At 45.7% G+C, this 22,686-nt stretch carries 25 protein-coding genes and 1 tRNA gene; 9 read left to right on the top strand and 17 right to left on the bottom strand.

Annotated elements, in window-relative coordinates; genetic code table 11:
- Window positions 1-5: 5 nt before the first annotated feature.
- The 4 genes from ICN45_RS00450 to ICN45_RS00435 are packed head-to-tail and all read left to right on the top strand — an operon-like array spanning window position 6 to window position 2,226.
- Window positions 6-575, top strand: a complete 570-nt coding sequence (locus ICN45_RS00450; protein ID WP_216171976.1) for an RNA polymerase sigma factor — start codon at window positions 6-8, stop codon at window positions 573-575.
- Window positions 572-1,030 (top strand): DUF3619 family protein, encoded by a 459-nt coding sequence (locus tag ICN45_RS00445; RefSeq protein ID WP_216171974.1) that lies wholly within the window; start codon window positions 572-574, stop codon window positions 1,028-1,030. The genes ICN45_RS00450 and ICN45_RS00445 overlap by 4 nt, the downstream gene beginning before the upstream one ends.
- Before the next feature lie 13 nt (window positions 1,031-1,043).
- The gene (locus ICN45_RS00440) at window positions 1,044-1,661 is read left to right on the top strand and encodes a DUF3106 domain-containing protein (protein ID WP_216171972.1); all 618 of its coding nucleotides are present in this window, start codon (window positions 1,044-1,046) and stop codon (window positions 1,659-1,661) included.
- Window positions 1,662-1,689: 28 nt separating this feature from the next.
- Window positions 1,690-2,226, top strand: a complete 537-nt coding sequence (locus tag ICN45_RS00435) for an RDD family protein (RefSeq protein ID WP_216171970.1) — start codon at window positions 1,690-1,692, stop codon at window positions 2,224-2,226.
- Between the two features lie 7 nt (window positions 2,227-2,233).
- On the opposite strand, the gene ICN45_RS00430 is transcribed toward ICN45_RS00435, so the two are convergent.
- The 7 genes from ICN45_RS00430 to ICN45_RS00400 all read right to left on the bottom strand — a co-directional run bounded on the left by ICN45_RS00430 (window position 2,234) and on the right by ICN45_RS00400 (window position 9,179).
- A complete protein-coding gene (locus ICN45_RS00430) occupies window positions 2,234-4,714 on the bottom strand; it encodes an ABC transporter permease (RefSeq protein WP_216171967.1) in 2,481 nt (826 codons plus the stop codon).
- Window positions 4,711-5,496: an SDR family oxidoreductase gene (locus tag ICN45_RS00425; protein ID WP_216171965.1), complete on the bottom strand. Its 786-nt coding sequence runs from the start codon at window positions 5,494-5,496 to the stop codon at window positions 4,711-4,713. The genes ICN45_RS00430 and ICN45_RS00425 overlap by 4 nt, the downstream gene beginning before the upstream one ends.
- Window positions 5,497-5,519: 23 nt before the next feature.
- Entirely contained in the window at window positions 5,520-6,146 is a 627-nt protein-coding gene (locus ICN45_RS00420; RefSeq protein ID WP_216171963.1) for a PqiC family protein, read from the bottom strand.
- Window positions 6,143-7,075 carry an MlaD family protein gene (locus tag ICN45_RS00415; protein WP_216171961.1) on the bottom strand — a complete coding sequence of 311 codons (933 nt, stop codon included), beginning with the start codon at window positions 7,073-7,075 and terminating at the stop codon, window positions 6,143-6,145. Before ICN45_RS00415 ends, ICN45_RS00420 begins: the two co-directional genes overlap by 4 nt.
- Window positions 7,072-7,848, bottom strand: a complete 777-nt coding sequence (locus tag ICN45_RS00410; RefSeq protein WP_216171959.1) for an ABC transporter ATP-binding protein — start codon at window positions 7,846-7,848, stop codon at window positions 7,072-7,074. The genes ICN45_RS00415 and ICN45_RS00410 overlap by 4 nt, the downstream gene beginning before the upstream one ends.
- Complete coding sequence (locus ICN45_RS00405; RefSeq protein WP_216171957.1) at window positions 7,848-9,023, bottom strand: ABC transporter permease; 1,176 nt, start codon at window positions 9,021-9,023, stop codon at window positions 7,848-7,850. Before ICN45_RS00405 ends, ICN45_RS00410 begins: the two co-directional genes overlap by 1 nt.
- 79 nt (window positions 9,024-9,102) lie before the next feature.
- Window positions 9,103-9,179 (bottom strand) — tRNA-Arg (locus tag ICN45_RS00400).
- A gap of 18 nt (window positions 9,180-9,197) precedes the next feature.
- On the opposite strand from ICN45_RS00400, the gene greB reads away from it, so the two are divergent.
- Entirely contained in the window at window positions 9,198-9,698 is a 501-nt protein-coding gene (greB, locus tag ICN45_RS00395) for a transcription elongation factor GreB (RefSeq protein ID WP_216171955.1), read from the top strand.
- Between the two features lie 17 nt (window positions 9,699-9,715).
- Here the strand turns inward: greB and ICN45_RS00390 are convergent, their stop codons facing one another.
- The 4 genes from ICN45_RS00390 to ICN45_RS00375 are packed head-to-tail and all read right to left on the bottom strand — an operon-like array spanning window position 9,716 to window position 13,955.
- Complete coding sequence (locus ICN45_RS00390; RefSeq protein ID WP_216171953.1) at window positions 9,716-12,106, bottom strand: RelA/SpoT family protein; 2,391 nt, start codon at window positions 12,104-12,106, stop codon at window positions 9,716-9,718.
- A gap of 15 nt (window positions 12,107-12,121) precedes the next feature.
- The gene (rpoZ, locus tag ICN45_RS00385) at window positions 12,122-12,325 is read right to left on the bottom strand and encodes a DNA-directed RNA polymerase subunit omega (RefSeq protein WP_011902918.1); all 204 of its coding nucleotides are present in this window, start codon (window positions 12,323-12,325) and stop codon (window positions 12,122-12,124) included.
- A gap of 45 nt (window positions 12,326-12,370) precedes the next feature.
- Window positions 12,371-13,009 (bottom strand): guanylate kinase, encoded by a 639-nt coding sequence (gene gmk / locus ICN45_RS00380; RefSeq protein ID WP_216171952.1) that lies wholly within the window; start codon window positions 13,007-13,009, stop codon window positions 12,371-12,373.
- 16 nt (window positions 13,010-13,025) lie between these two features.
- Window positions 13,026-13,955, bottom strand: a complete 930-nt coding sequence (locus tag ICN45_RS00375; protein ID WP_216171950.1) for a YicC/YloC family endoribonuclease — start codon at window positions 13,953-13,955, stop codon at window positions 13,026-13,028.
- A 56-nt stretch (window positions 13,956-14,011) separates the two neighbouring features.
- Here ICN45_RS00375 and rph point away from each other — a divergent pair, with 56 nt between their 5' ends.
- From rph to hemW, 3 genes are read left to right on the top strand one after another with little or no spacing between them, the layout of a single operon-like run.
- On the top strand, window positions 14,012-14,752 hold the full coding sequence (gene rph, locus ICN45_RS00370; protein WP_216171948.1) for a ribonuclease PH: 741 nt from the start codon (window positions 14,012-14,014) through the stop codon (window positions 14,750-14,752).
- A gap of 27 nt (window positions 14,753-14,779) precedes the next feature.
- A complete protein-coding gene (gene rdgB / locus ICN45_RS00365; RefSeq protein WP_216171946.1) occupies window positions 14,780-15,370 on the top strand; it encodes an RdgB/HAM1 family non-canonical purine NTP pyrophosphatase in 591 nt (196 codons plus the stop codon).
- A complete protein-coding gene (hemW, locus tag ICN45_RS00360; RefSeq protein WP_216171944.1) occupies window positions 15,363-16,556 on the top strand; it encodes a radical SAM family heme chaperone HemW in 1,194 nt (397 codons plus the stop codon). The genes rdgB and hemW overlap by 8 nt, the downstream gene beginning before the upstream one ends.
- Before the next feature lie 25 nt (window positions 16,557-16,581).
- Here hemW and ICN45_RS00355 read toward each other — a convergent pair whose 3' ends face one another.
- Both ICN45_RS00355 and ICN45_RS00350 read right to left on the bottom strand, forming a co-directional pair.
- Window positions 16,582-17,379, bottom strand: coding sequence for an enoyl-CoA hydratase/isomerase family protein (locus ICN45_RS00355; protein WP_255531027.1), 798 nt, complete (start codon window positions 17,377-17,379; stop codon window positions 16,582-16,584).
- 9 nt (window positions 17,380-17,388) lie between these two features.
- The gene (locus ICN45_RS00350) at window positions 17,389-18,375 is read right to left on the bottom strand and encodes a Bug family tripartite tricarboxylate transporter substrate binding protein (RefSeq protein ID WP_216171942.1); all 987 of its coding nucleotides are present in this window, start codon (window positions 18,373-18,375) and stop codon (window positions 17,389-17,391) included.
- 79 nt (window positions 18,376-18,454) lie between these two features.
- Here ICN45_RS00350 and ICN45_RS00345 point away from each other — a divergent pair, with 79 nt between their 5' ends.
- Window positions 18,455-19,681, top strand: a complete 1,227-nt coding sequence (locus tag ICN45_RS00345) for a CaiB/BaiF CoA transferase family protein (protein WP_216171940.1) — start codon at window positions 18,455-18,457, stop codon at window positions 19,679-19,681.
- Between the two features lie 32 nt (window positions 19,682-19,713).
- Here the strand turns inward: ICN45_RS00345 and ICN45_RS00340 are convergent, their stop codons facing one another.
- From ICN45_RS00340 to ICN45_RS00325, 4 genes are all read right to left on the bottom strand, one after another.
- A complete protein-coding gene (locus ICN45_RS00340) occupies window positions 19,714-20,229 on the bottom strand; it encodes a hypothetical protein (RefSeq protein ID WP_216171938.1) in 516 nt (171 codons plus the stop codon).
- 127 nt (window positions 20,230-20,356) lie between these two features.
- Window positions 20,357-20,638, bottom strand: a complete 282-nt coding sequence (locus ICN45_RS00335; protein WP_216175554.1) for an EF-hand domain-containing protein — start codon at window positions 20,636-20,638, stop codon at window positions 20,357-20,359.
- 198 nt (window positions 20,639-20,836) lie between these two features.
- Window positions 20,837-21,631 (bottom strand): hypothetical protein, encoded by a 795-nt coding sequence (locus ICN45_RS00330; protein WP_216171936.1) that lies wholly within the window; start codon window positions 21,629-21,631, stop codon window positions 20,837-20,839.
- 49 nt (window positions 21,632-21,680) lie between these two features.
- Window positions 21,681-22,358, bottom strand: a complete 678-nt coding sequence (locus ICN45_RS00325; RefSeq protein WP_216171934.1) for an outer membrane beta-barrel protein — start codon at window positions 22,356-22,358, stop codon at window positions 21,681-21,683.
- Window positions 22,359-22,686 lie beyond the last annotated feature (328 nt).

The following is a 22,686-nucleotide window of genomic DNA, read 5'->3' as shown; positions in this document are numbered from 1 at the left end:
TTTGCATGGCATCAGCCCAAGAACTATCTGACTTTTTGAGCAGTGTTGAACAGCGCGCGTTTAAGCAAGCGGTCTATGCTGTGCGCGATGATGATGCTGCGCTTGATATTGTTCAGGACGCCATGATTAAATTGGCTGAAAAATACGGGGATCGTCCTGCAGCTGAATTACCACTCATCTTTACTAGAATCCTGCAAAATCAGGTTCATGACTGGTTTCGGCGCCAGAAGGTCAGGAATACCTGGGTCACCCTCTTTTCCAATATGGGCAGGAAAAATGAAGAAAATGAGGATTTTGATCCCCTAGAGTCACTTTCGGCACCAGATGACAGTGAAATTCATCAAGATGGGTCCCAAACCCTAGAGAGAAGTCAGCTTTTACAGGCTCTGGAGTCAGAAATATCAAAATTACCTGTACGTCAACGAGAAGCCTTCCTGATGCGTTATTGGGATGAGCTAAGCATTACTGAAACCGCAAAAGCGATGGGTTGTAGCGAAGGTAGCGTCAAAACCCACTGTTCTAGAGCCACTCAAACATTAGCTAAAGCATTGAAATTAAAAGGAATTACGCTGTGAAACACCTAACTGAACCACTGACCGAGAGCCAAGCAGACCAATTTGGTCGCAACAGTATCGCCCTCCTGAGCGAAGGCGCTCAAGTCCTGCCTGCAAAAATCAAAGAACGTCTCTATGCAGCTCGTATGAAGGCACTTTCTGTCAGAAAAGCAGAAAAAGTACTTGTTCAGAAACCGGTTTTGGCTGGCTTCACTGGCAATTGGAGTTTTGGATCTCATGGCCGCTGGGAGAGTTTGGGCTGGATAGCACCTTTGGTAGTCCTCGTATTTGGACTGATGGCTATTGCTCAATGGCAGAATGATTCGCGCATTAACGACATTGCTGAAGTAGATGCAGCCTTATTAAGTGATAATGTTCCGCCCGACGCTTATGCTGATAGTGGCTTTTTAGCGTTTCTTAAGAATGGTCCTCTCTCTGATTCAGACGACTCTGCTGATTTAGTGCAAAGCAAATAAGTTCTACTCTTTGATGTTGCCTAAACTGAAGATGCTCTTTGCTAGTGCTTTAGTAGCACTAGTTGTTGCTTCATTCACTCTACCTATTTCTGCAGTTCAAGCACAATCTGCACCGAGTGCCTCTCATGGCAAAACAACTGCTATCCCCGAAAAGAAACCGGATGGTACTTGGGAAGGATTGAAGCCGGCACAACAACAAATTCTTGCCCCTTTAGAAAGCGACTGGGATTACATGCTGCCCGATAGTCGCAAGAAATGGATTCAGGTCGCAAACATCTATCCAAAGATGAGTGCGCAAGACCAAGAACGCTTGCAATCACGAATGACTGGCTGGTCAAAACTTTCGCAAAAGGAACGCCGTATTGCTCGTGAAAACTATTTAGATAGCCTCAAGTTCCCTGCTGAGAAAAAAGCAGAAGCTTGGAGCGCCTATCAAAAGTTAAGTGACGATCAAAAGAAGAAGTTGGCTGACTCCCAAGTGAAGAAAAAACCGACTGCTGCTAACGCACCTACACTACAACAATACCCGACCCCCAAAGTGAGTCTCCCTGCGACCACTGCCGCCCCAATTATTCCTGCATTAGTTGAAAGCTCTGGCTCAAGCGCCGAGAGCAACACTCCCAGCAATTAATTTCCCTATCTCATGATTAAGCAGTTTTATGACGCCTGCTGAACTCAGCACATTACCTTCCCCACAATTTTGGCGACGCGTTTCCTGCTGTTTATATGAACAGCTCGTACTGTTGGGGGTGATTGCCCTTACCTTCCTAGTTCCCAATCTGGGATTAGGTATTTTGTTTGGGATAGCTCTACCGAGTTGGCTAACGTTTATTTATCTCTATGCCGTTTTAGGACTTTACTTTGTTTGGTATTGGAGTAAATCGGGCCAAACTTTGGCAATGCAGACTTGGCGCATTCGCATGATTGATATGAATGGCTTCACCCTTACTAGACGACAAGCGCTATGGCGCTATATCTATGGCTCCCTCTGGATCATTCCCTGTGTTTTATTGCAATGGGCATTTCATTTAGAAAAATGGCAAATTATCGAGATGCTATTTGCAGTTGCGTTGTTTCTTTGGCCTCTGACGATGTATCTTGATCGCAGAAGCCCAGCTCTGCGACAAAGCCTGCCTGATCGGTTTGCCAGCACCCGACTAGTCGAGCTTCCAAAAAATGTAGTAACGATCAGTTAATTAGATACTAAATCTCGCGTAAGCACTCAATCGCTGTGGCACTTTGAATTTTTCTCTGAAAGCGATACCCAGCTACTAGGCAGGCAGTAACTCCAAACAGCATTCCCATTAGCAATGACTGAGCAAAGGCATTGAACTCGATTTCTAATACATAGCGGCCTAGAGCCCAAGCAGCAATACCTGCAGCAATGCCAGCTAAAGCCCCAGAGACAAGCCCAATCATGATTAACTCAAATCGAGCAATATTAGCTAAGGTTGCGCGTGATGCGCCAATCGCTTTCAAGATCGCCGCATTTCTGAAGCGATCATCCTGAGTCGCTGAAATTGCTGCCATCAATACTAAGATTGCTGCAGCGATGGTAAAAGCAAACAATAAACCTAGGGCTGCAGATAATTTATTCAGTACTTCCTGAATTTGTTGGAGTGAAGCAGATACATCCACTACTGTGAGGTTAGGATACTTCTGGCTCATTTGAAAATCGAGCGCTTCAAGATTAGATGCTTGATAGTAGGACGTAATCCAAGATTGTGGCAAAGTACTTAATTGTGATGGCGGCATTATCACAAAGAAATTCACGCGCATGGAGCCCCAGTCAAGTTTTCGCAAGGAGGTAATTGGGGCAGTGAGTTTCTCGCCAGCAATTACATAAGTTAGTTGATCGCCCATCTTGAGTCTCAGAGTTTTAGCAAGCCCAGTTTCTATCGAGACTTGAGGGCTCTCATCACCTATCCACTTACCCTCAGTAATGCGATTACCCACTGGTAATTGATCGGTATACGATAAATTAAACTCACGATCGATTAAGCGACGCGCGTTATCGTCAGAAAAATCATTTGGGGAAATATCGCGGCCATTAATGGCAATCAAACGGCCCCGCACCATAGGATAAAAGTCCGGCTTTGCTACACCAGATTGCACTAGGGTATTGGCAATATCCGTTTTTTGATCACCTTGTACATTAATCATGAAACGATTAGGTGAATTTGCTGGAATATTACCTTGCCAGGTACTTAGCAAATCCTGCCTCAATAACAAGATCATTAACAAAGCCATTAAGGCAATACCTAAAGCCGTGATTTGCATCATGGCAAATCCTGGCTTTCTGCCTTGAGCAGTGATCGAAAAACGCAGCGCAAAGTGTTGAGTGCGAATGCGTGCCAGCAAACGCAAGATTAACCAAGCCGAGCCCGCAAAGATCACGATCGCTCCACCGAAGCTCAAGCCGGCCCAAAATGCCAACTTCCAATCTCGGGCAGCCAGTGCAATTAAGACAGCGCTAGTGCTAATTCCGAAAATTGCTACCCACATTGCTGAACTGTTAATACCCTCAAACTCTTTACGAATCAAACGGATTGGAGAAACTTTTACTAAAGAAAATATGGGTGGCCCTGCAAATCCAATGAGTAAAAACCAAGAAAAGAGCGCGCTCCAAACTACTGGCCATAAGGAAACACTCGGTAGATTGGTGAGGATTAAATTGCCTAAAAGCCATGTCAAGATGAACTGAACTAAGTAGCCCAAGATGGCGCCAACGATGGCTGAGGCTATGCCAAGACTAAGCAAGGTGTTCATGTGCTTTTTGAGGATCATCGGACCAGTAGCACCAAAGCATTTCAGAACAGCACAAGCATCCGCTTGTTTTAATGCATAGCGGCGCGCAGATAAAGCGATTGCTACTGCGGCAACAATAGCTGTTAATACTGAAATCAAGGACAAGAAGCGCTCAGCTCGCTCCAAAGTCTTGCGCATGATGGGCTGTGCAGTTTCGAGCGTCTCAATCCGCAAACCCCGCAGACTCTCTTGTGCAATATAGCCTTTAGCCCAAGATTCATATTCCTGTATTTGCGCATCAGAACCAGCCAACAGCAAACGATATGTCACCCTACTACCAAGTCCAATCAAACCTGTCTCAGGCAAGTCTGCCATCGCCATCATGACGCGCGGTGCGAAATTCATAAAACCAGCACCCCGATCCAATTCTCGTTCCAGCACACCAGCAATAAGTAATTGCTTCTTCCCAATCGTAATTTGCTCGCCCAACTTCGCTTGTAGGCTGGATAACATCACAGGGTCTATCCAAACTGAGCCTACAGGTGGACCTCCATCACTAGATTCATTCGTTGCAGTTTTGACGTTCAGCGCACCTCGCAATGGGTACTGAGGATCAACTACTTTCAGGGAGGCCAGTTTGCTACGTGTACCCACTGAAGCCATACTGGGGAAAACAATGGTTTGGGCTAGCTGAAGCTGCCGAGTTTGAGCTTCTAAAATGAAGCGCTCAGGTATAGGCTGATCTGCCGCAATCAGTAAATCAGATGCCAGCAACTGACGGGCATCGAATTGAAAAGCCCTTTGCATCCGATCTGCCAGAAAGCTCACGCTAGATAAAGCGGTGACGGATAGAGTTAAGGCGACAAATAACCAGGCCAGCTCGCTAGAGCGCAGCTCTTGTTTTAAACCGATTAGTAGTCTTGGAAAATACTTCAAATTGCTTGTATCTGTCCGCCATCTATCCGCATGACAGTTCCAGTAATGAAGGAGGCATTTTGACTTGCTAAAAAGGCAGCAGCATCACCGTATTCCTTTGGATCACCATAACGCCCCATCGGAATCTGCCTCAGGCTGGCTTTGACTACCTCTTCATAACTGATACCCTCACGTTTTGCTCTTGCTTCATCCAACTGACGGAGTCTATCGGTTGCAACGCGGCCAGGCATGATGACGTTTACAGTGATACCCTCATTGGCAACTTCTGCAGCCAAGGTTTTGGACCAGGCTAGTAATGCCGCACGCAGGGTATTTGATATGGCCAAATTTTTAATGGGGGCAATTGCCCCTGAAGTGGTGCTAGTAATGATGCGACCCCACTTACGTTCACGCATCCCTGGTAAAACCCGATCAGTGATCGCAATCAGCGAGACAACCATCTCATTAAAACTTGTTTGCCAGAGCGCAGGATCTTGCCCAGCTGCGGGTGTTGGAGGTGGTCCACCCGTATTGTTAATCAAGATATCAATCGGACCAAGCGCTTGTTCAACCTGAGAAATCAAACTATCGATTACGGAAGCATCGGAGAGGTCCCAGTGAAGAGCGAGGGCTTTCCCACCTGCAGCCTTGATTAATTCGACTGATTGCTTTAACGCCTCTGGATTACGCCCAGTTACCGCTACGTTGACACCCTCACGTGCCAAAGATACCGCCATAGCCTGACCCAAGCCACGACTAGAGGCCATCACTAAAGCCACCCTTCCCTGAATACCCAAATCCATATCAACTCCCAAACTTCATCAATTTAATATCCGATTGGTTTCGGCAAATTCGCAGCGTATTTAAATAACTGCTCTTCATATTGCTTGAAAATCTCAGCAAGTGCTTGTTGCTGCCCCAACACAAGTGACTCAGGGCTATTGTCTTTCAGAGGAATGCGCTTGGTATAGCGGTTTGCCCCAATCATCGGTTTAGCTGCTCCACCACTCTCTGCAGTCAAGAAAAACTCCATGCTAACTACCGCTTCTGGTCGAACACGATAGTCCCCATAAAACTCATTTACAGTAGCTTGCACAGTGTAATAAGGAAAGAAACTATTACTTTGGCCTACGGTAGCTGAAAAAATATTGGCCTTATTAAGCCATTGCCGCTCAGCATCTGCAATCATTTCTGCTGGGATGGTGGTATAGACGTTATAGAAATCCTTTTCGTAACGCTGGTCACTAATGCGGTACACAAGGGACTTCCCATCAAATGGTGGGGCGACTGATACGGTGCCTACCTTTAGCCAGAGATCCGAACGCGGCTTAAGAGGTTCACCCATGCGCTCAGGGGCAACCAGCCAGCTAGATGGCGTTACTGGGGCACGGGTTGGCAAGCTGCAGGAAACCAGCCCCATCAGTATGAATGGAAATAGAATTCGCTTCATCATTTTTGCGCTCCTGACTGACCTTGTGCGCCATTCAATGGTGGTGTGAACTTGGGTGGCGGTTCACCCCAGATCAAACTGGCGGGCGATTGACTTGCAATGCGACTCAATTCATTGAGGTTCTCGCTGGTTTGCTTGAGATTTTCTATAGTCATGGTGGTATCACCCTGAATGCTGGTAATCGTTTGACGCAGGGCTACGGTTGCGCCAACTAACTCGCGCATCAATACACTTAACTCTTCCTTGTCGGTTACCTTGGCAATACGCGCCAAAATCACATTCAAATCTTTTACAGAACGAATAACGCCTTCGTTTCCTTTGCCATCGCCACCAATCATGACATTGAGATTATCTAGTAGCGAATCGAGTTTTTTCTGTACTTCCCCCACCTTCATCTCATTCAAGGATCCAATGAGTTTTTGAATTCCCGAGATAATTTCATCAGCCTGATTTGGCATGGAAGGTATTACTGGGTAAGCTGAGGTCCACTCGTATTCCAACGTTGGTGTTTCCGCCCCTTTTGCTACGAAATCAAATTCGACGTAACTAACCCCAGTAATACCCATGGATTTCACACGTGCACGTAAATTATTTTCTACAAATTCAGCTATCTGCTCTTCCGTGACCTTGTCCCCAAAAATTTGCATCCGCACCACCACATACTGGCGACGTTCATGGAAAGAAACTTCCCTTTCATAGATATCGCCAGATAGGCCAATCAACTTTACTTGGCCAATCTTCACTCCCCGAAAGCGCACATCGGCACCCGTATTTAAGCCCGTAACCGACTGCTTGATATAAGTCTCTACCATGAACGAACTTTTGAAGAATTGGCCTGATCCAAAGATGAGTATCAAGGCTATCAGCACGCCGATTGCGGTAAGCACAAAAACACCTAAACGGAAGTAGTTGGGATTTGAGTTATTGCTCATGCTGCGTCCTTACTCATAATGCGATTGAAGAATTGATGCACTCTAGGATCTTGACTGGTGTCTCTTAAAACCTTTGGATCACCTTCTGCAATGATGCCTTTAGCATCCTTGTCCAACATAATGACTTTATCGGCAATGGCATAAATACTAGCCAATTCATGTGAAACGATTACAAAGGTAATGCCTAAATTTTTAGATAAATCTTGAATCGTGCTGTCTAGATCTGCGGAAGTGATGGGATCAAGACCTGCTGAAGGTTCATCCAAAAACAAAATCTTGGGATCAAGAGCCATTGCTCTAGCAATGGCAGCCCGCTTTTGCATTCCTCCACTGATCTCACTAGGCATATAGGACTCATAAGGTAATAAACCAACTAAATCCAATTTGCAGCGCGCCAATAGATCCATTTGGTCTTGAGTAAGGTCTGTGTACTCTTCCATAAATAAGGTGACGTTATCAAGCAAGTTCATCGAGCCGAATAAAGCGCCTTGCTGATACATCACCCCAAAACTCGTCATGATTTTTTGACGTTCAGCACCCTGAGCAGTAGTAATGTTTTGTCCCTCAATCAGCACGTCTCCGCCTAAGGGCTGATACAGGCCAAACAGATTCTTGAGAAGGCTCGACTTTCCGCATCCTGAGCCACCCAGAATGATAAAGATTTCGCCATTGCTGACAGTGAAATTGAGGTTTTGCATTAATACATTTGAGCCATAACCTACCGTGAGGTTTTGAACATCAATTGCATAAGTAGAATTAGTAAGATCGGTCATTAGAAGCCAGTCTTATAAGAGATGAAGGCAAAAATACCATCAACCACCACAATCATCACAATGCTACTCACTACAGCACGGGTCGCAGAAATACCGACTGCTGCTGCGCCTGTACCCGTTTGCATACCACGCAAACATCCCATAGCTGAAACAACCACACCAAATAAAGTAGCCTTGATTAAACCTGAGCCAATGTCTTCTACATTGACGGCAGCTAACATGCCGTTATAAAAATTAATAAATGGAATCCCATAAATTTGCATTGTTAGCATTGAAGCAATCACACTCACAATGTCTGCAAATAGCGTCAGAATCGGTGCTACTAAAATGCCAGCCAGTACTCTAGGCACTACTAAGAATCTCATCGGACTTAAGCCGCCAGAGACCAATGCATCTACCTCGCTATTTACTGTCATGGTGCCAATCTCAGCAGCGAATGCCGCTGATGATCTGCCTGCCAGCAAGATAGCGGTAATGAGCGGACCCATTTCGCGAACAATCCCAAGTGCTGCTAAGGGCCCCACAAAGGAAACAGCACCAAACTGCGCCATCCCAATCGCAGCCTGAAAAGATAAAATAACGCCAATCAAGAAGGACACTAAACCGACGATAGGCAATGCAGCAATGCCTGCCTCTACCGCTGTATTCACAAAATCACCCCAGCGGACTTGTCCTGGATGACGCAATGACCAAAATAAGTCTAAGGCTAAATGCCCCGTAAATGAGATCAATCCTTTTGCGTCATCAATTAAGTTCTGCGCTGCCATTCCAGTGCTAACGATAAAACTGCGTTTTGGCTTTACAGCTGGAACAGGAAACAAATTGTTGATTGGATCAAACTCTTTTAGTAGGGGTTGGTAGCGTGCATCCAAGCCCACTAAACTAAATTTCCCTCCTGCTTTTTGTTGAGCCTCTTCTATGCCAATCAAAAAAGCAACGCCTGCACCATCAAAAAAGGATACTTGCGACGCGTCAAAAGTTAAGGTCTGGTTGGAATTTTGTTTTAACCATGCATTTTGAGACGCTTGAATTTGCGTCCAAACTCCACCCAAGGAATACACATTCACTACACCATTGAGAGCTACTTTGGCATTCGATGCATCCATTTGCGTCCAAACCGCTACTGGGGCCTTGGAATCAGCAGAAATGGATGAAATCGGGGCAGAAACGCTCATAGCCCAACTATAAGGGATCTTGATGAAATGCTCTAGAAAGTAAAAAGGGCCCAGTTTCTCAACTAGGCCCTGTATGGGATGGTGCGGCTGGCAGGAATTGAACCCACGACCCCTTGGTTCGTAGCCAAGTACTCTATCCAACTGAGCTACAGCCGCAACATCCATAATTATGCCATGGAAGAGAAAAACTACATTACGCCAAGCGGTCACGAACGGATCAAAACCGAGCTTCTGCAGCTTTTAAACCTTGATCGGCCTGAGGTTGTAAAAGTGGTTCACTGGGCTGCTTCCAATGGTGATCGTTCAGAAAACGGCGACTATATCTATGGGAAAAAGCGGCTTCGAGAGATCGATAGAAGGATTCGCTTCCTCAATAAACGACTGGAATTTGCGGTAGTGGTGGACAATTCCGCGCGAAAATCTGGCGATGTAGATGCTGAGCAAATCTTCTTTGGTGCAACGGTGACCTATTCCGCTCTTCAGGGTGATGAGGCTGGAAAAGAAATCCTCATCACGATTGTTGGAGTAGATGAAGTTGATCTAGATAAGGGTCATGTCAGTTGGGTCTCCCCCATTGCTAAAGCACTCATCAAAGCGAGATTGGGAGACTGTGTTTCAATTCAAACGCCAACGGGGCCATGCGAAATTGAAATCTTAGAGGTGCAATATCTCTAAGACAGCTTTATCAGACATTAAAGTGCCCGTATACGAGTGACGCGCATGACATCATGATTTGTGCGCAAACTACGCATCACTTTGGATAGATGAAGGCGATCGTAAACTTGTATAGTGAATCGGATAGTGACGGAGTCTTCCTTATAACGATCTTCCATCGAAACATTCATGATATTTGAATCAGCAGCAGTCACACTGCTTGCGACACGTGCTAAGACCCCTTTACCTTGGCGAGTATCAATCGCAAGATCTACTTCAAACTCTCGATTGACATCTTTGCCCCACTCTACTTCTACCCATTTATCACCATCCTTTGAAAGCATTCTTAATGCCACTGGGCAATCGTTAGCGTGGACTTGTAGGCCCTCACCTTTACCGAGATAACCAATGATATGGTCGCCCGGTATTGGATGGCAGCATGTCTGGAAGCTCATAGAGTTGCCTTCACGCCCGTCAACCAAGATTGCCTGGCGTTGGTGATGATTAATTTCTTGGTTAGGGGATACCCAGTCAACCGCACCTAAGCGCATTTGCTCGTCACCACCTTCATCGTCAATCAATATCTTCAGACGAATTGCTAACTCCTGAGGAGAACGACGACCCAAGGCAATATTGACGCAAGCTTCTTCACGTGTCTTGTCACCTGTCCAATGCATGAGCTTTTCCCAAATCTCTGGTGTCAGCAAAGCGGCATCCACCCCTTGCTGACGCAAACCATTGGCCAAAAGACGTTCACCCAGCTGTAATGATTCTGAATAGTGTTTGGTTTTTAAAGAGTGGCGTATCGAAGCCCGTGCTTTACCAGTACGCACAAATGCTAACCAGCCCGGGTTCGGCTGGGAGTTAGCAGAAGTCACTACTTCAATAATGTCGCCATTTTTAAGCTCACTACGCAAAGGGAGTTGCAAGCCATTGATCTTGACAGCGACGCAGGTATTACCAAGGTCGCTATGAATGGAATAGGCAAAGTCAAGTGCAGTAGCGCCTCTTGGTAAAGCCCGAATTTGTCCCGCAGGTGTAAATACATAAACGGCATCTGGGAATAAATCAATCTTGACATGCTCTAGAAATTCTTGTGAATCGCCACTGCTATCCTGTATATCAATCAAGGATTGCAACCATTGATGAGCGCGGTTCTGGACTTCACTCATATCCGGTGAACCATCCTTATATGCCCAATGTGCAGCCACACCGGCTTCTGCTACCGCATGCATCTCTGCCGTACGAATCTGAAACTCCACTGGCACACCTGAGGGACCTAATAAGGTGGTGTGAAGAGATTGATAACCATTTAACTTCGGAATCGCAATGTAATCCTTAAACTTACCAGGCATGGGTTTGTATAAGGAATGCAAGATACCAAGAGCACGATAGCACTCATCAATACTGCGCACCGTTACTCGAAAGGCATACACGTCCAATACTTGAGAAAAGCTCAAGTGTTTGCTACGCATCTTTTTGTAAATACTAAAGAGTGTTTTCTCGCGACCCCGAAGATCAACCTCAAGATTGACTTTCGCAAAAGACATACGCGTCGCTTGCAAAATCTTCTCTATCATTTCCTTGCGGTTACCTCGAGCGCGCTTAACTGCACCTTCAATGACGCGAAAACGCATCGGCATGGAATAACGGAAACTGAGATCTTGAAGATCGCGATAAATAACGTTGAGGCCCAGGCGATGGGCAATAGGTGCGTAGATCTCAATGGTTTCAGCAGCTACCCGACGGCGCTTTTCCATCGGCACCGCATCTAGGGTGCGCATATTGTGGGTACGATCGGCTAACTTCACGAGGATGACGCGCACATCGCGCGCCATTGCCATAAACATCTTGCGAAAGCTTTCAGCTTGCGCTTCAGCATGGCTCTGAAACTCTAATTTATCGAGCTTCGTTAAACCCTCGACTAGCTCTGCCACTTTCGCGCCGAACTTTTCAACTAGATCAGCTTTGGTGCAACCCGTATCTTCAATCACATCATGCAAAAGGGCTGCCATGATGGATGGGGCATCTAAACGCCAAGTGGCGCAGAGCTCAGCAACAGCAACTGGGTGAGTGATATAGGGTTCACCGCTATGGCGGTATTGACCTAAGTGGGCCGCATCTGAAAATTGAAATGCTTTTCGAACTTGCGTAATTTCTTCTGGTTTGAGATAGGTCAGCTTTGCGAGCAATCCCTCAATAGAAACAACTTGATGCTTTAAGGGTAATGTCGGCGCAGAAGTAGGTCCAAACAAGTGTCGGCTTGACTGTGCCAACAAACTTGCAAGAATGGATTTTTTACCGTTTTGAGTGGGTGTATCTGAAGGTATAGCCGACAGATCTGCTTGCTTAATTCCAAGCGAGGTCTCTTGGGGCGAGACCCCTCCTACTAATTCCGATGTTTTGGGCGTACCTAGAGGGAGCTCCACACCGGAACTCCTAAATTACAAAGGTACTTTGGTCAGCATGTCACGGTCAGTTACACCAGCAGCAACTTCACGTAATGCAACAACAGTCGCTTTATCTCTGGACTCAACACGTGGGGAGTGACCTTGAACTAATTGGCGAGCGCGATAGGTCGCAGCCAATACGAGTTCAAAACGATTTGGGATAGTTTTCAGGCAATCTTCTACAGTAATTCGGGCCATGCTGGACTCACTTCAATTTAGCTTCAATACCCATAGGATAACTGATTAGACCCCGAGGCGCCTTAAAAGTGCTGGATTTCTGGCCATGCTAGGCCCAGAACGCAGGCGACTGGAGCTCAAAATGTGCTTTAGATCAACCAGAGCCTGATCAAAGGAGTCGTTGACGACAATGTAATCTGCCTCGGGTGCGTGCAATAGCTCCACATGTGCAGCAGCTAAACGCCTCTGAATCGTCGCCTCATCATCCTGGCCCCGCTTTCGTAAACGCTCTTCTAAAGCCTCAATTGAAGGAGGAAATATAAAGATCCATTGCACTGAGGGAATGAGTTTGCGAATCTGCTGTGCACCTTGCCAATCAATTTCCAGTATCACATCATTGCCAGCTTGCATTTGCGATTCAATCCACGGCTTTGAAGTGCCATAAAAATGGCCATGCACTTCAGCCCATTCTAAAAATTGACCCTGATCTCTTTCGCGAATGAATTCTTCTTGAGATACAAAGCGATAATTTTTTCCGTCAACTTCACCTGGTCTTGGTGCACGGGTAGTAGTCGAAAGAGAGAGCTTCACACCTGCTTCGTCTTGTAACAAGGCATTGACTAGCGACGATTTCCCTGCGCCTGACGGCGCCACAATCATCAGCATGCTACCTTGGTAAGCAGGGGTTGGCTTAGAACTAGTCATAGATTTATTGTAAAGATTACTCTAGGTTTTGAACTTGTTCACGCATCTGCTCTATAAAAAGCTTGAGCTCTAGGGCGGCTTGAGTGCACTCTTCAGAAACAGACTTTGAACTCAGTGTATTTGCTTCACGATTTAACTCCTGCATCAAGAAATCCAAACGCTTCCCTACTGGCCCCTTACCTACTAAAGCGGTATCAACCGCTTGTAAGTGGGTCTTGAGGCGGGCAAATTCTTCAGCGATATCAATCCGCACCGCATAAAGCACCACCTCTTGGCGAATACGCTCCATCAGTTCAGTGCCGGCCTTAGCTTGTTCTTGCGCGGCCAATGCTTCTGATAAACGCTCAGTGAGCTTTTCTTGGTATTGCGAAACATATTGAGGAAGCTTTGGTTCGATGGTCTTCACAATCTCACGCATTTTTCCGGTGATATTCGTTAGCACCTCTACTAAAGCTTTGCCTTCAGCCTGGCGACTTTCCATCAACATAGCCAAAGCTGCCTTACCTGCCTCAATAGTGGCAGCTATCCAACCTTCTTCCTCGCCACGGAGCTCAGAAACTACACCAGGCCAACGTAAAACTTCAGCAATGCTCAGCTCTTGGGCTTTTGGAAAAGCATCTTGGGCTTTTTCTTGCAGGGTATAGAGCGCGTCTAAACGGTCTTGATTGATTGCCCCTAGGGAATGGGGGTTGGCTTTAGCAGCCCCAGCAGCAGCGCTATTAATACGCCATGCAGCCCTAAACTCGACTTTTCCCCGAGAAAGGCTTTGGGTCACCAGCTCTCGCAAAGCAGGTTCAGCCCCACGGCATTCGTCTGGAAGACGAAAGCCGAGATCCAGAAAGCGGCTGTTAACAGCCCTACATTCAACCTGCAGATCAGCAACTACACCCGCTCCTAGGGAGACTTGGCGAGAAGCGCTGCCATAACCAGTCATGCTCGATATCATGTGAACATTGTAGATTGATCCAAATCCCTTAAGACTATATTTCAAGGCTAAATTCCATGAGTACCGCAAACCCAGGCAACATCACCCGCCCTAGTGGCCGCAATCCCAAACAACTGCGCCCTATTACGATCACAAGGGCTTTTACCAAGCATGCGGAAGGTTCCGTCTTAATTGCCTTCGGTGATACCAAGGTGCTGTGTACTGCCAGCATTCTCGATAAGGTGCCTCCCCATAAAAGAGGGTCTGGTGAAGGATGGGTTACCGCGGAATACGGCATGCTTCCCCGCTCTACTCATACCCGCAGCGATCGTGAAGCTGCCCGTGGCAAGCAATCTGGTCGTACTCAAGAAATTCAACGTCTGATTGGACGTGCAATGCGTAGCGTCTTCAATTTAGCCATATTGGGTGAGCGCACCATTCATCTTGACTGCGATGTACTCCAAGCAGATGGCGGAACTCGGACTGCGGCAATTACTGGCGCCTATGTTGCCGCTCGTGATGCAGTCAATCAGCTCCTTCAGAGTGGTGTACTGACTCAAGACCCGATCATCGATAGCGTAGCTGCTATCTCTGTTGGAATTTATCAGGGCGTGCCAGTCCTAGATTTAGATTATCCAGAAGACTCTTCTTGCGATACTGATATGAACGTTGTCATGACTGGCAAAGGAGGCATGATTGAATTGCAAGGAACTGCTGAAGGCGTATCTTTTTCAAGACCTGAATTGAATGCACTCCTAGACTTAGCGGAACAAGGCATTCAAGAGCTGATTCAATTACAAATCGACGCATTGAAGTAAAACGTCAGTAAAAAATATCCCTAGGCTATGCAAAAACTCGTTCTCGCTTCCAATAATGCTGGCAAGGTTAAAGAATTTAAAGCGCTTCTCGCACCCCTACATTTCGAAGTAATTCCCCAAGGTGAATTAGGCATCCCTTCTGCCGAGGAACCGCATCATACCTTCGTCGAGAACGCACTTGCAAAAGCCCGACATGCTAGCGCTGCGAGCGGTCTTCCTGCACTAGCGGACGACTCTGGTATCTGTGCACATGCCTTGAATGGTCAACCAGGTGTTTTATCTGCTCGTTATGCAGGAGAATTGGCTACTGATGCTGCCAACAATCAACAGTTGATTGAGAATTTAAGGTCGCACACAGATCGGGGTGCGCACTATGTTTGTGCACTGGTCATGGTCAACAGCGCAAGTGATCCTGAACCCTTGATCGTACAAACGCGTTGGTACGGTCAAATTGTGAATGAAGCCAAAGGAAGTGATGGATTTGGCTATGACCCCCACTTCTTCATACCAGAATTAGGTCTGACGGCTGCAGAGTTAAAACCCGAAGAGAAAAATTTAATCAGTCATCGCGGCTTAGCCTTGCGTGAACTTATCAAGCAATTGCAGTCTCGTGCTTAACACCAGCCCAAATACCATTAGCCTAAGCGCATTGCCTCCATTGGCTTTGTATATTCACTTTCCGTGGTGTGAAAAGAAATGTCCTTATTGTGATTTCAACTCCCATCAAATTAAGGATGCATCCGCTGTTTTAGCTGGAGGCTTTGATGAGACGCGTTATATCAAAGCACTGATTACTGACCTGGAAACGGAATTAGCCAATACTTGGGGTCGTCAGGTTCATAGTATCTTCATTGGCGGTGGTACTCCTAGCCTCCTCTCTGCCAAAGGTATGGATGAGTTACTTTCGGCAGTCCGCGCTCGAATCAGCTTGGAACCCAATGCTGAAATCACCATGGAAGCCAATCCCGGATCCGTTGAGGCAGAAAAGTTTGCGGGCTTTGCTAAGGCAGGCATCAATCGGGTTTCTCTTGGCATTCAAAGCTTTCAAGATGCGCAACTCAAAGCGCTGGGGCGGATTCATAATGGTGCAGAAGCAAAGCGTGCAGTTGAGATTGCAACCAAACACTTCAAGTCGGTCAATTTAGATCTGATGTACGGCTTACCGAATCAAAGTCTTGAGGCTGCCAAATTAGATACCGAGACAGCACTGTCTTTCAAAACACCGCACCTGTCTTTTTACAATCTAACGCTGGAACCCAATACCTATTTTGCAAACTTTCCACCGAAGTTGCCATGCGAGGATGAAGTCGACGCCATCTTTGAACAGAATTTAGCCTTACTAACTCAGGCAGGCTACAGGCGCTACGAAGTTTCAGCCTATGCCAGAAAAGATCAAGAATGCAAACATAATCTGAACTACTGGCGCTTTGGTGACTATATTGGCATTGGGGCTGGAGCTCATGGCAAGATTTCCTACCCAGGAAAGATTACACGTCAAGTTCGGGAACGTCATCCAGAAACTTATATGTCTGCGATCGAAAGCAAAGGCAATGCCTTAATTGAGTTAAAAGAGATTGCTGCTAAGGATCTGCCTTTTGAATTTATGCTCAATGCCCTACGCCTAACGGATGGTGTCGCTACCAACACCTTTAGCGAACGGACTGGTTTGCCTTTAAGTGTGATTAGCAAAGCCTTAAGCGAGGCCAGTAAGAAAGGCTTACTCGATGAGAACCCTAGCAAGCTTAAGGCAACCGAATTAGGCCTACGCTATTTAAATAACCTGCAAGAAGTGTTTTTGGATTGAGCTGAATTGAATTGCAAGCTTGAAATTATTTGCCAGTCCAAACTGGAGGCTCACCTTTTAAGAAAGAAGTAACTCCATTTTTAAAATCCTCACTACCGTAAGTTTCCCGAATAAGATCCTGGCAATCGGGTAGCTGATTCTCAATAATTCTCGCCATTGCCAGTTTGCTTGCTTTTTGAGTAATGGGTGCAAGCTTAGCCAAACGTTCAGCCAAGATATCTGCCTCTTTGCCAAGTTGATCGGCCTCATGGATTGCCAACAAGTAACCTTGCCCAAGTAACTCACTCGCTGGAATCATTTCAGCAAGTAGCAACATGCGCCTGACGACATTCATGCCGAGGTGGGCTGCTAACCAAGCAATATTACCGGGGTACAAGCAATTTCCTAGTGTGCGCGCAATGGGTACCCCAAATTTTGCGTCGGGCGTTGCGATCCGAAAATCGCAGCAGGTTGCAATCGCCAGACCTCCGCCGACTGCCATACCATCAATGACTGCAATCGTGGGCATCGGTAGCGTCGCCAAAGGATTGAGATAATCGTGTATCGCCTCTTCATAACGCACACCATCATCTCCGTCCTGAAAGCTGGTGAATTGCGCAATATCACTTCCAGAAACAAAAGACTTGCCACCAGCACCACGGAAAATGGCAACCCGGATGTTGGGATTCATGGCAAGCTCTTGGCAAATGGACCGTAGGCTTTCATACATGCCGACCGTCATCGCATTGCGCGCTGCCACGTGGTCGAAGGTGATGTAGGCTAGCTTGCCACGAAGCTCTATGCTTACTTGCGCAACATTACCCGCTTGATCTTTTTGCATCATCAATGAAACTTATTCAGCCTTAATATTCAAACTCTTTACCAAGCGTTGGTATTTAGCTAGCTCGCCAGCCAAGAACAGACTAAATGCTGCCGGCGTTGCCGGGCCTTCAGGTTGCAAACCTTGAGAGTCCAAAGTCTTTTTAATCTGTGGGTCAGCCATAGCTGCTTTTACTGCTTGATCAATCTTATTTACTACCGCAGGATCCATATTTTTTGGGCCCATGATGGAATACCAGTTCGTCACATCAAAACCCACAATCCCGACTTCATTGAAGGTGGGTACGTTTGGCAGAATAGATAAACGTTTTGGTGTAGAGATCGCTAGCGCCTTCAAGCCACCCTCTTTAATTTGTTGCAAGTTAGGAGGCAAGGTATCAAAGTTCATCGTGATTTGACCACCAAGCAAATCAATAATCGCCTGACCACTACCCTTGTAAGGCACATGATTTATTTGAATGCCTGCAATCTTAGCAAATAAAGCACCCGCTAAATGTTGAGTGCTCCCAATACCTGAAGATCCATAGGTCATTTGACCTGGATTGGCTTTAGCAAGTGAAATTAACTGTGCCACAGTATTGACTGGCAAGGAAGACTTAACTACCAACACGTTTGGTACATATCCCAAATAGGTAATCGGTGTGAAATCCGTTGCTGGGTTATAGGGAACATTCGTCAATACAAATGGCGCTATCGCATTGGAGTTGGAATGCCCCATCAGCAGGGTGTATCCATCAGGATTGGATTTAGCCACTTGATCAGCGCCAATAGTGCCAGCCGCACCTGACTTATTTTCAATGATGACGCTTTGTCCCAAAATCTCACTCATCTTGGGAGCAAGTGCGCGAGCAACGATATCAGTACCTCCACCAGGCGCAAAGCCAACAATTAAACGAATCGGCTTTGTTGGATATGCCTGTTGCGCAAAAGCAAACAGGGGTACTGCGCTTAGTACTAGCGCTACAAGGCCACGCAGTACTAATTTAGGTGATTTAAGCAAGATACAGTCTCCAAATATTGTTTTAATTGTGTTTGATACTATTAGACATTCATTCTATACAGATAAAAAAATCGAGACAATGACGAAAACACCTATTAATGACGCTATTAGACCCCTGCCCCTGTCTGGCGTCAGGGTTCTAGATGTAAGCCAAGTCATGGCTGGCCCCTACTGCTGCATGCTTTTGGCCGACTTAGGTGCAGACGTCATCAAGATTGAGCCTCCAGGTACAGGTGATCAGACTCGTGGAGCCATGGGTTTCAAAATGAAAGGCTCAGACAGTATGGGCTTTTTGAATATGAACCGCAATAAACGAAGTCTAACACTCAACCTCAAGACCGCTGCCGGCAAGAAAGTCTTTTTTGAATTAGTAAAGACAGCAGACATCCTCGTTGAAAATTATCGTCCAGGCGTCATGAAAAAACTGGGGATTGATTACCCCTCTTTGCAAGCAATCAATCCTGGTTTGGTTTATGCCAGCATCTCTGGCTTTGGACAAACGGGTCCATGGGCAGATCGTCCGGGCTTTGATCTCATGGCACAAGCAATGTCTGGAGTCATGAGTGTGACCGGCTACCCAGATGGGCCTCCAGTAAAAGCTGGTGTCCCTGTTGCTGATATTGGTTGCGCGCTCTTTGCTATTTACGGAATTTTGTCTGCTTACATTGGTAAAACCAAAACCGGCGAAGGACAATTTATTGATGCCTCACTCTTTGATTCTGCCTTGGCATTTTCTATTTGGGATACGGCACAGTATTGGGGTACTGGGGTAGAGCCCTATAAATTAGGCACTGCCAACCATATGAGTGCGCCCTATCAGGCTATGAAAGCCTCAGATGGGTATTTTGTGATGGGTGCTACCAACCAAAAGCTATGGAAACTGCTTTGCGACAAGATTGATCGCTCGGAATTATTTGACGATGCGCGTTTTAAAACTAATCCCCTCCGCCTCGCTAATCGCCTAGAGCTTGCTACTGAATTAGAAAAAACTTTTGCCGCTAAATCTACTCACGAATGGGTTGATGATCTCTTGGCATCCGGTATTCCAGCAGGTCCAATCAATACTTACCCAGAAGCATTTGATAGTGAGCATGGTCGTCACCGCCAAATGCGTATGGAGATTGATCATCCCATTGAAGGTAAGGTACCTAATATTGGCTTTGCAGTGAAGATGATGGGCACTCCACAGCAAGTGCGTAAACATCCTCCTTTATTAGGAGAACATACAAGTGAAGTGTTGGCTGAGCTCGGGATTGCTGGTGAAGAACTCAAAGCGCTTGAGGCTGGTGGAGCGTTTACAGCCTAACCAATTAAAGTCTCACACTAGGCCTGCAAAAATTACTTGGTAGTGATATGAGAAAAGCCACTCCAGTGTTTGGCTGAGGTGGGTACAAAATCAATATATTGAGTTTTGATTACTCCATCAGGCAGAACAAAATTTGGCGCCTGAACGCCAGCAGGGCCTAAAGACTTCACAAATTGATAGGTAGCTCGCAAATCTGACTCAGAAACCATCTGCAAGGAAAACCAAGGCATCGGAGGCCTGGCCTGCATATTTTTTGCAAAATTAACCCATTGCTCTTCTGTTAAATTCGATATAAATAATCGTAAGTTGGCAGGATAGGAAACTCCCCAGGGACCTTTAAAGCCAACTGGATTTCCAGTCAGCCATTGGCTAGTGGGAATATTTCCGCCTTTTTCTGCATAGCCTGGCGTATGACAATCATTGCAGCCTGTAATCCGAATAATGTATTCCCCACGGGCTACTGCATCATTTGCTGCATATAAGTTGGCTTGCAAACCAAAGAAGATTGTAATCATCAACAAGGGTTTATTAAAAATGGTGTATTTCATTTCCAAATTCTCTCTATGGAAGACTAGCGGCACATTGACGCAGTGTACTAGATCCTTAAAGTCCTGGTATTCGTTCCGAGCGGATCATTTCCAATTTTAATCAGTTAAAAAGATTGGTCCGAAGAACTTATTCCCACCTACCCCCACCGGTAGAGTAACCAGCCGCCAAGGCTGCAATAAATTCACTCTGGGATACGGAGCCATCGCCATTCACGTCAATTCTTTTGAATGTCTTAGGAGACATTCCGGCTGCCTCAGCCTCTGCAGCAGAAATGGTGCCACTACCATCTTTATCAATAGCTTTAAATTGTGCAGCTGCAGCTTTTGAATCCGTAGCCGGCTTTTGTTGGGCAAACCCAGCTATCGGCAATAAACACAATACGACTGTTGCTATCTTGATTATTTTCATTCCGAATCTCCAAGTCAATGATTGTTAAGTTACATAAATAGCTCTAAGCAAAGTACTGCAAGTTTCACTGATCAACTATTAAACCCATGGGCGAGGTCTGCTGTGTTTAGAATGCCCAGCTTAGAGATATAGGTCAAAGCCTTTGTGAACTATTTAATCCAAACTGAGGGTTATCCCCTGCAAAACGAGTGGGGTTAGTTATTGCATCACGCTTTGTAATCTGAGCAAATCCGAGTTCACCGCATCATAGTTAAATAGCTGGTTAGGAAATTCTAGAGAAAAGATGATAAATAAGGCATACCCCGTAAGGGCTAGATAGATCCCCGTTAATAGCAAATCCTCTTCTTTTTCAATTGCCATTGCATACCCGCTCAGAAGAGCGCCGACACACAGCAATGCAAACAGGAATTGCTGAACAATTGACGGAGGATGATTCTTTGCATTCAGAATGCCCACGTTAATCACATCCACTAAGTTTGCAATCTGTGGTCTTAAGATCTTGTCAGCTAGCTCCTTGGTGTTTGAGGGAGCCCTGAGAATTGCCAATGTAATTTGTTCATTGACCTTTTGCAACTGGGTAATGACGAGTTGCAAATTAGCATCTAAGTCCTCCATAGTTCTAGCGCTCTGAAATTCTTGTAAACGCAGTTTTAACAGTTCGCGCAATGAACTTTGGACTTCAGCACGATCATGTGCATTTAAATAGGCAGTCGAAATATATACCTGTTCAAGACTCGCTGCTTGAGAACGGATATTACTAATGCGATCACCAAAGTGATTAGCGGCATTAGAAAAGGTAAAGCCAAGCACTAATGCCGAAAGTCCAAAGATAGCCGAGACAATGGAATGACTAATGATTGGGCCCTTTGCGTTTCGGATAACAAATTTTCCATAACGCCAGCCAATGACAAAAAAGAAAATAACCCCAACTGAAAGAAAATAAGGGACAAACTTAATCAGGTCTAGGTGACTGGTTATCCAAGAATTAAACATGTCATTTTTTATAGGTAATATAAGTTGGTCTTGATTGGTTTAATCTCATCTAAAACTTATAGCCGATACCGAGTAAAGCATTGGACGAATGTGCTCCAAGAGATTTATTATTGGTGCCTGTAGTGTAGGCTACGCCTTGGTAACTAAAAGGTTCAGGAGCCGAAATTTCGTAGTTTCTATAAGCTGTAAAATTAGCCTCAATAAAACCATACCAGTGACTAGCCAAGAATTGTTTATAACCAAGTCCAAGCGAGTAGCCTGATAACAAAGTAGAAGTTTGGTTTCCAGAGGCGGCGTCACTATTCGTTATTTTTGCCCTCGAATACCCAAATTTTGTATATATTTGTTTATCGTCATCTATGGCATAGCCAGGCGCTAAAAATAAATTCCATGAATTTGTCATTGCAATTGTGCCCATAACACCAGCATCAGTAATATTTTGAGTAGACTGACCTAATGGACTATATTCCGCGCCAACGCCCAATAAGAATTGATTTGTTAAGGCATATGTGTATCCCAAAGTTGCGGTTCCTGCAAACCCAGTAGAATTATTAATTACTGGATTAGGCCTTGGAATAGAAACGCCATTGGGTGGATAGGACGAAGCAGGCAGAGTATCAACTACATTAAGGATTGAAAACCCCGTACTCTCATAGCCAAACCCAACTTGACCATAAAATCCTTCAAATCTAGATTGGGCATTACAAATTGAATTTGCAGTACTCAAAACTACAAAGCTAATAAAGTAGCAAAGATATCTGGCTAGTCGCTGAATACTCCTAGCAGCGCACTTCAAATACATTATTTTATTGTTCAAGGACTAAGATCATCTGTACTAGCATGGTGTATCTCCATTTGTAAGCCGGAAAACTCGATGTCATGATGACTTATTCTTTATAGGCTAGTTATCGATATATAGATATAGATAGATACCTAGTGCTGTGCCAATGCGGCTTATTGGTGAAAATTGGACTGTCGCCAATGAAAAAGCCCCCGCAGGATGGCTTAGCTAAGGATTTTGCTAACAAAAGCGCTGTATTGATGCAAATCCTTGT

It is taken from the genome of Polynucleobacter alcilacus, assembly GCF_018881545.1.
Classification (GTDB): domain Bacteria; phylum Pseudomonadota; class Gammaproteobacteria; order Burkholderiales; family Burkholderiaceae; genus Polynucleobacter; species Polynucleobacter alcilacus.
This window is presented reverse-complemented; position numbering and strand designations above follow the sequence as displayed.

Excerpts from the sequence above, each read along its gene's own strand:
- ICN45_RS00330 (WP_216171936.1), bottom strand. The coding sequence starts at position 21,631 with ATGTTTAATTCTTGGATAACCAGTCACCTAGACCTGATTAAGTTTGTC.
- gmk (WP_216171952.1), bottom strand. The coding sequence starts at position 13,009 with ATGACTAGTTCTAAGCCAACCCCTGCTTACCAAGGTAGCATGCTGATG.
- rpoZ (WP_011902918.1), bottom strand. The coding sequence starts at position 12,325 with ATGGCCCGAATTACTGTAGAAGATTGCCTGAAAACTATCCCAAATCGT.
- ICN45_RS00435 (WP_216171970.1), top strand. The coding sequence starts at position 1,690 with ATGACGCCTGCTGAACTCAGCACATTACCTTCCCCACAATTTTGGCGA.
- rdgB (WP_216171946.1), top strand. The coding sequence starts at position 14,780 with ATGCAAAAACTCGTTCTCGCTTCCAATAATGCTGGCAAGGTTAAAGAA.
- ICN45_RS00405 (WP_216171957.1), bottom strand. The coding sequence starts at position 9,023 with ATGAGCGTTTCTGCCCCGATTTCATCCATTTCTGCTGATTCCAAGGCC.
- ICN45_RS00410 (WP_216171959.1), bottom strand. The coding sequence starts at position 7,848 with ATGACCGATCTTACTAATTCTACTTATGCAATTGATGTTCAAAACCTC.
- ICN45_RS00335 (WP_216175554.1), bottom strand. The coding sequence starts at position 20,638 with ATGAAAATAATCAAGATAGCAACAGTCGTATTGTGTTTATTGCCGATA.
- ICN45_RS00415 (WP_216171961.1), bottom strand. The coding sequence starts at position 7,075 with ATGAGCAATAACTCAAATCCCAACTACTTCCGTTTAGGTGTTTTTGTG.
- ICN45_RS00425 (WP_216171965.1), bottom strand. The coding sequence starts at position 5,496 with ATGGATTTGGGTATTCAGGGAAGGGTGGCTTTAGTGATGGCCTCTAGT.
- ICN45_RS00345 (WP_216171940.1), top strand. The coding sequence starts at position 18,455 with ATGACGAAAACACCTATTAATGACGCTATTAGACCCCTGCCCCTGTCT.
- ICN45_RS00420 (WP_216171963.1), bottom strand. The coding sequence starts at position 6,146 with ATGATGAAGCGAATTCTATTTCCATTCATACTGATGGGGCTGGTTTCC.
- ICN45_RS00375 (WP_216171950.1), bottom strand. The coding sequence starts at position 13,955 with ATGATATCGAGCATGACTGGTTATGGCAGCGCTTCTCGCCAAGTCTCC.
- rph (WP_216171948.1), top strand. The coding sequence starts at position 14,012 with ATGAGTACCGCAAACCCAGGCAACATCACCCGCCCTAGTGGCCGCAAT.
- greB (WP_216171955.1), top strand. The coding sequence starts at position 9,198 with ATGGAAGAGAAAAACTACATTACGCCAAGCGGTCACGAACGGATCAAA.
- ICN45_RS00450 (WP_216171976.1), top strand. The coding sequence starts at position 6 with ATGGCATCAGCCCAAGAACTATCTGACTTTTTGAGCAGTGTTGAACAG.
- ICN45_RS00355 (WP_255531027.1), bottom strand. The coding sequence starts at position 17,379 with ATGATGCAAAAAGATCAAGCGGGTAATGTTGCGCAAGTAAGCATAGAG.
- ICN45_RS00440 (WP_216171972.1), top strand. The coding sequence starts at position 1,044 with ATGTTGCCTAAACTGAAGATGCTCTTTGCTAGTGCTTTAGTAGCACTA.
- ICN45_RS00340 (WP_216171938.1), bottom strand. The coding sequence starts at position 20,229 with ATGAAATACACCATTTTTAATAAACCCTTGTTGATGATTACAATCTTC.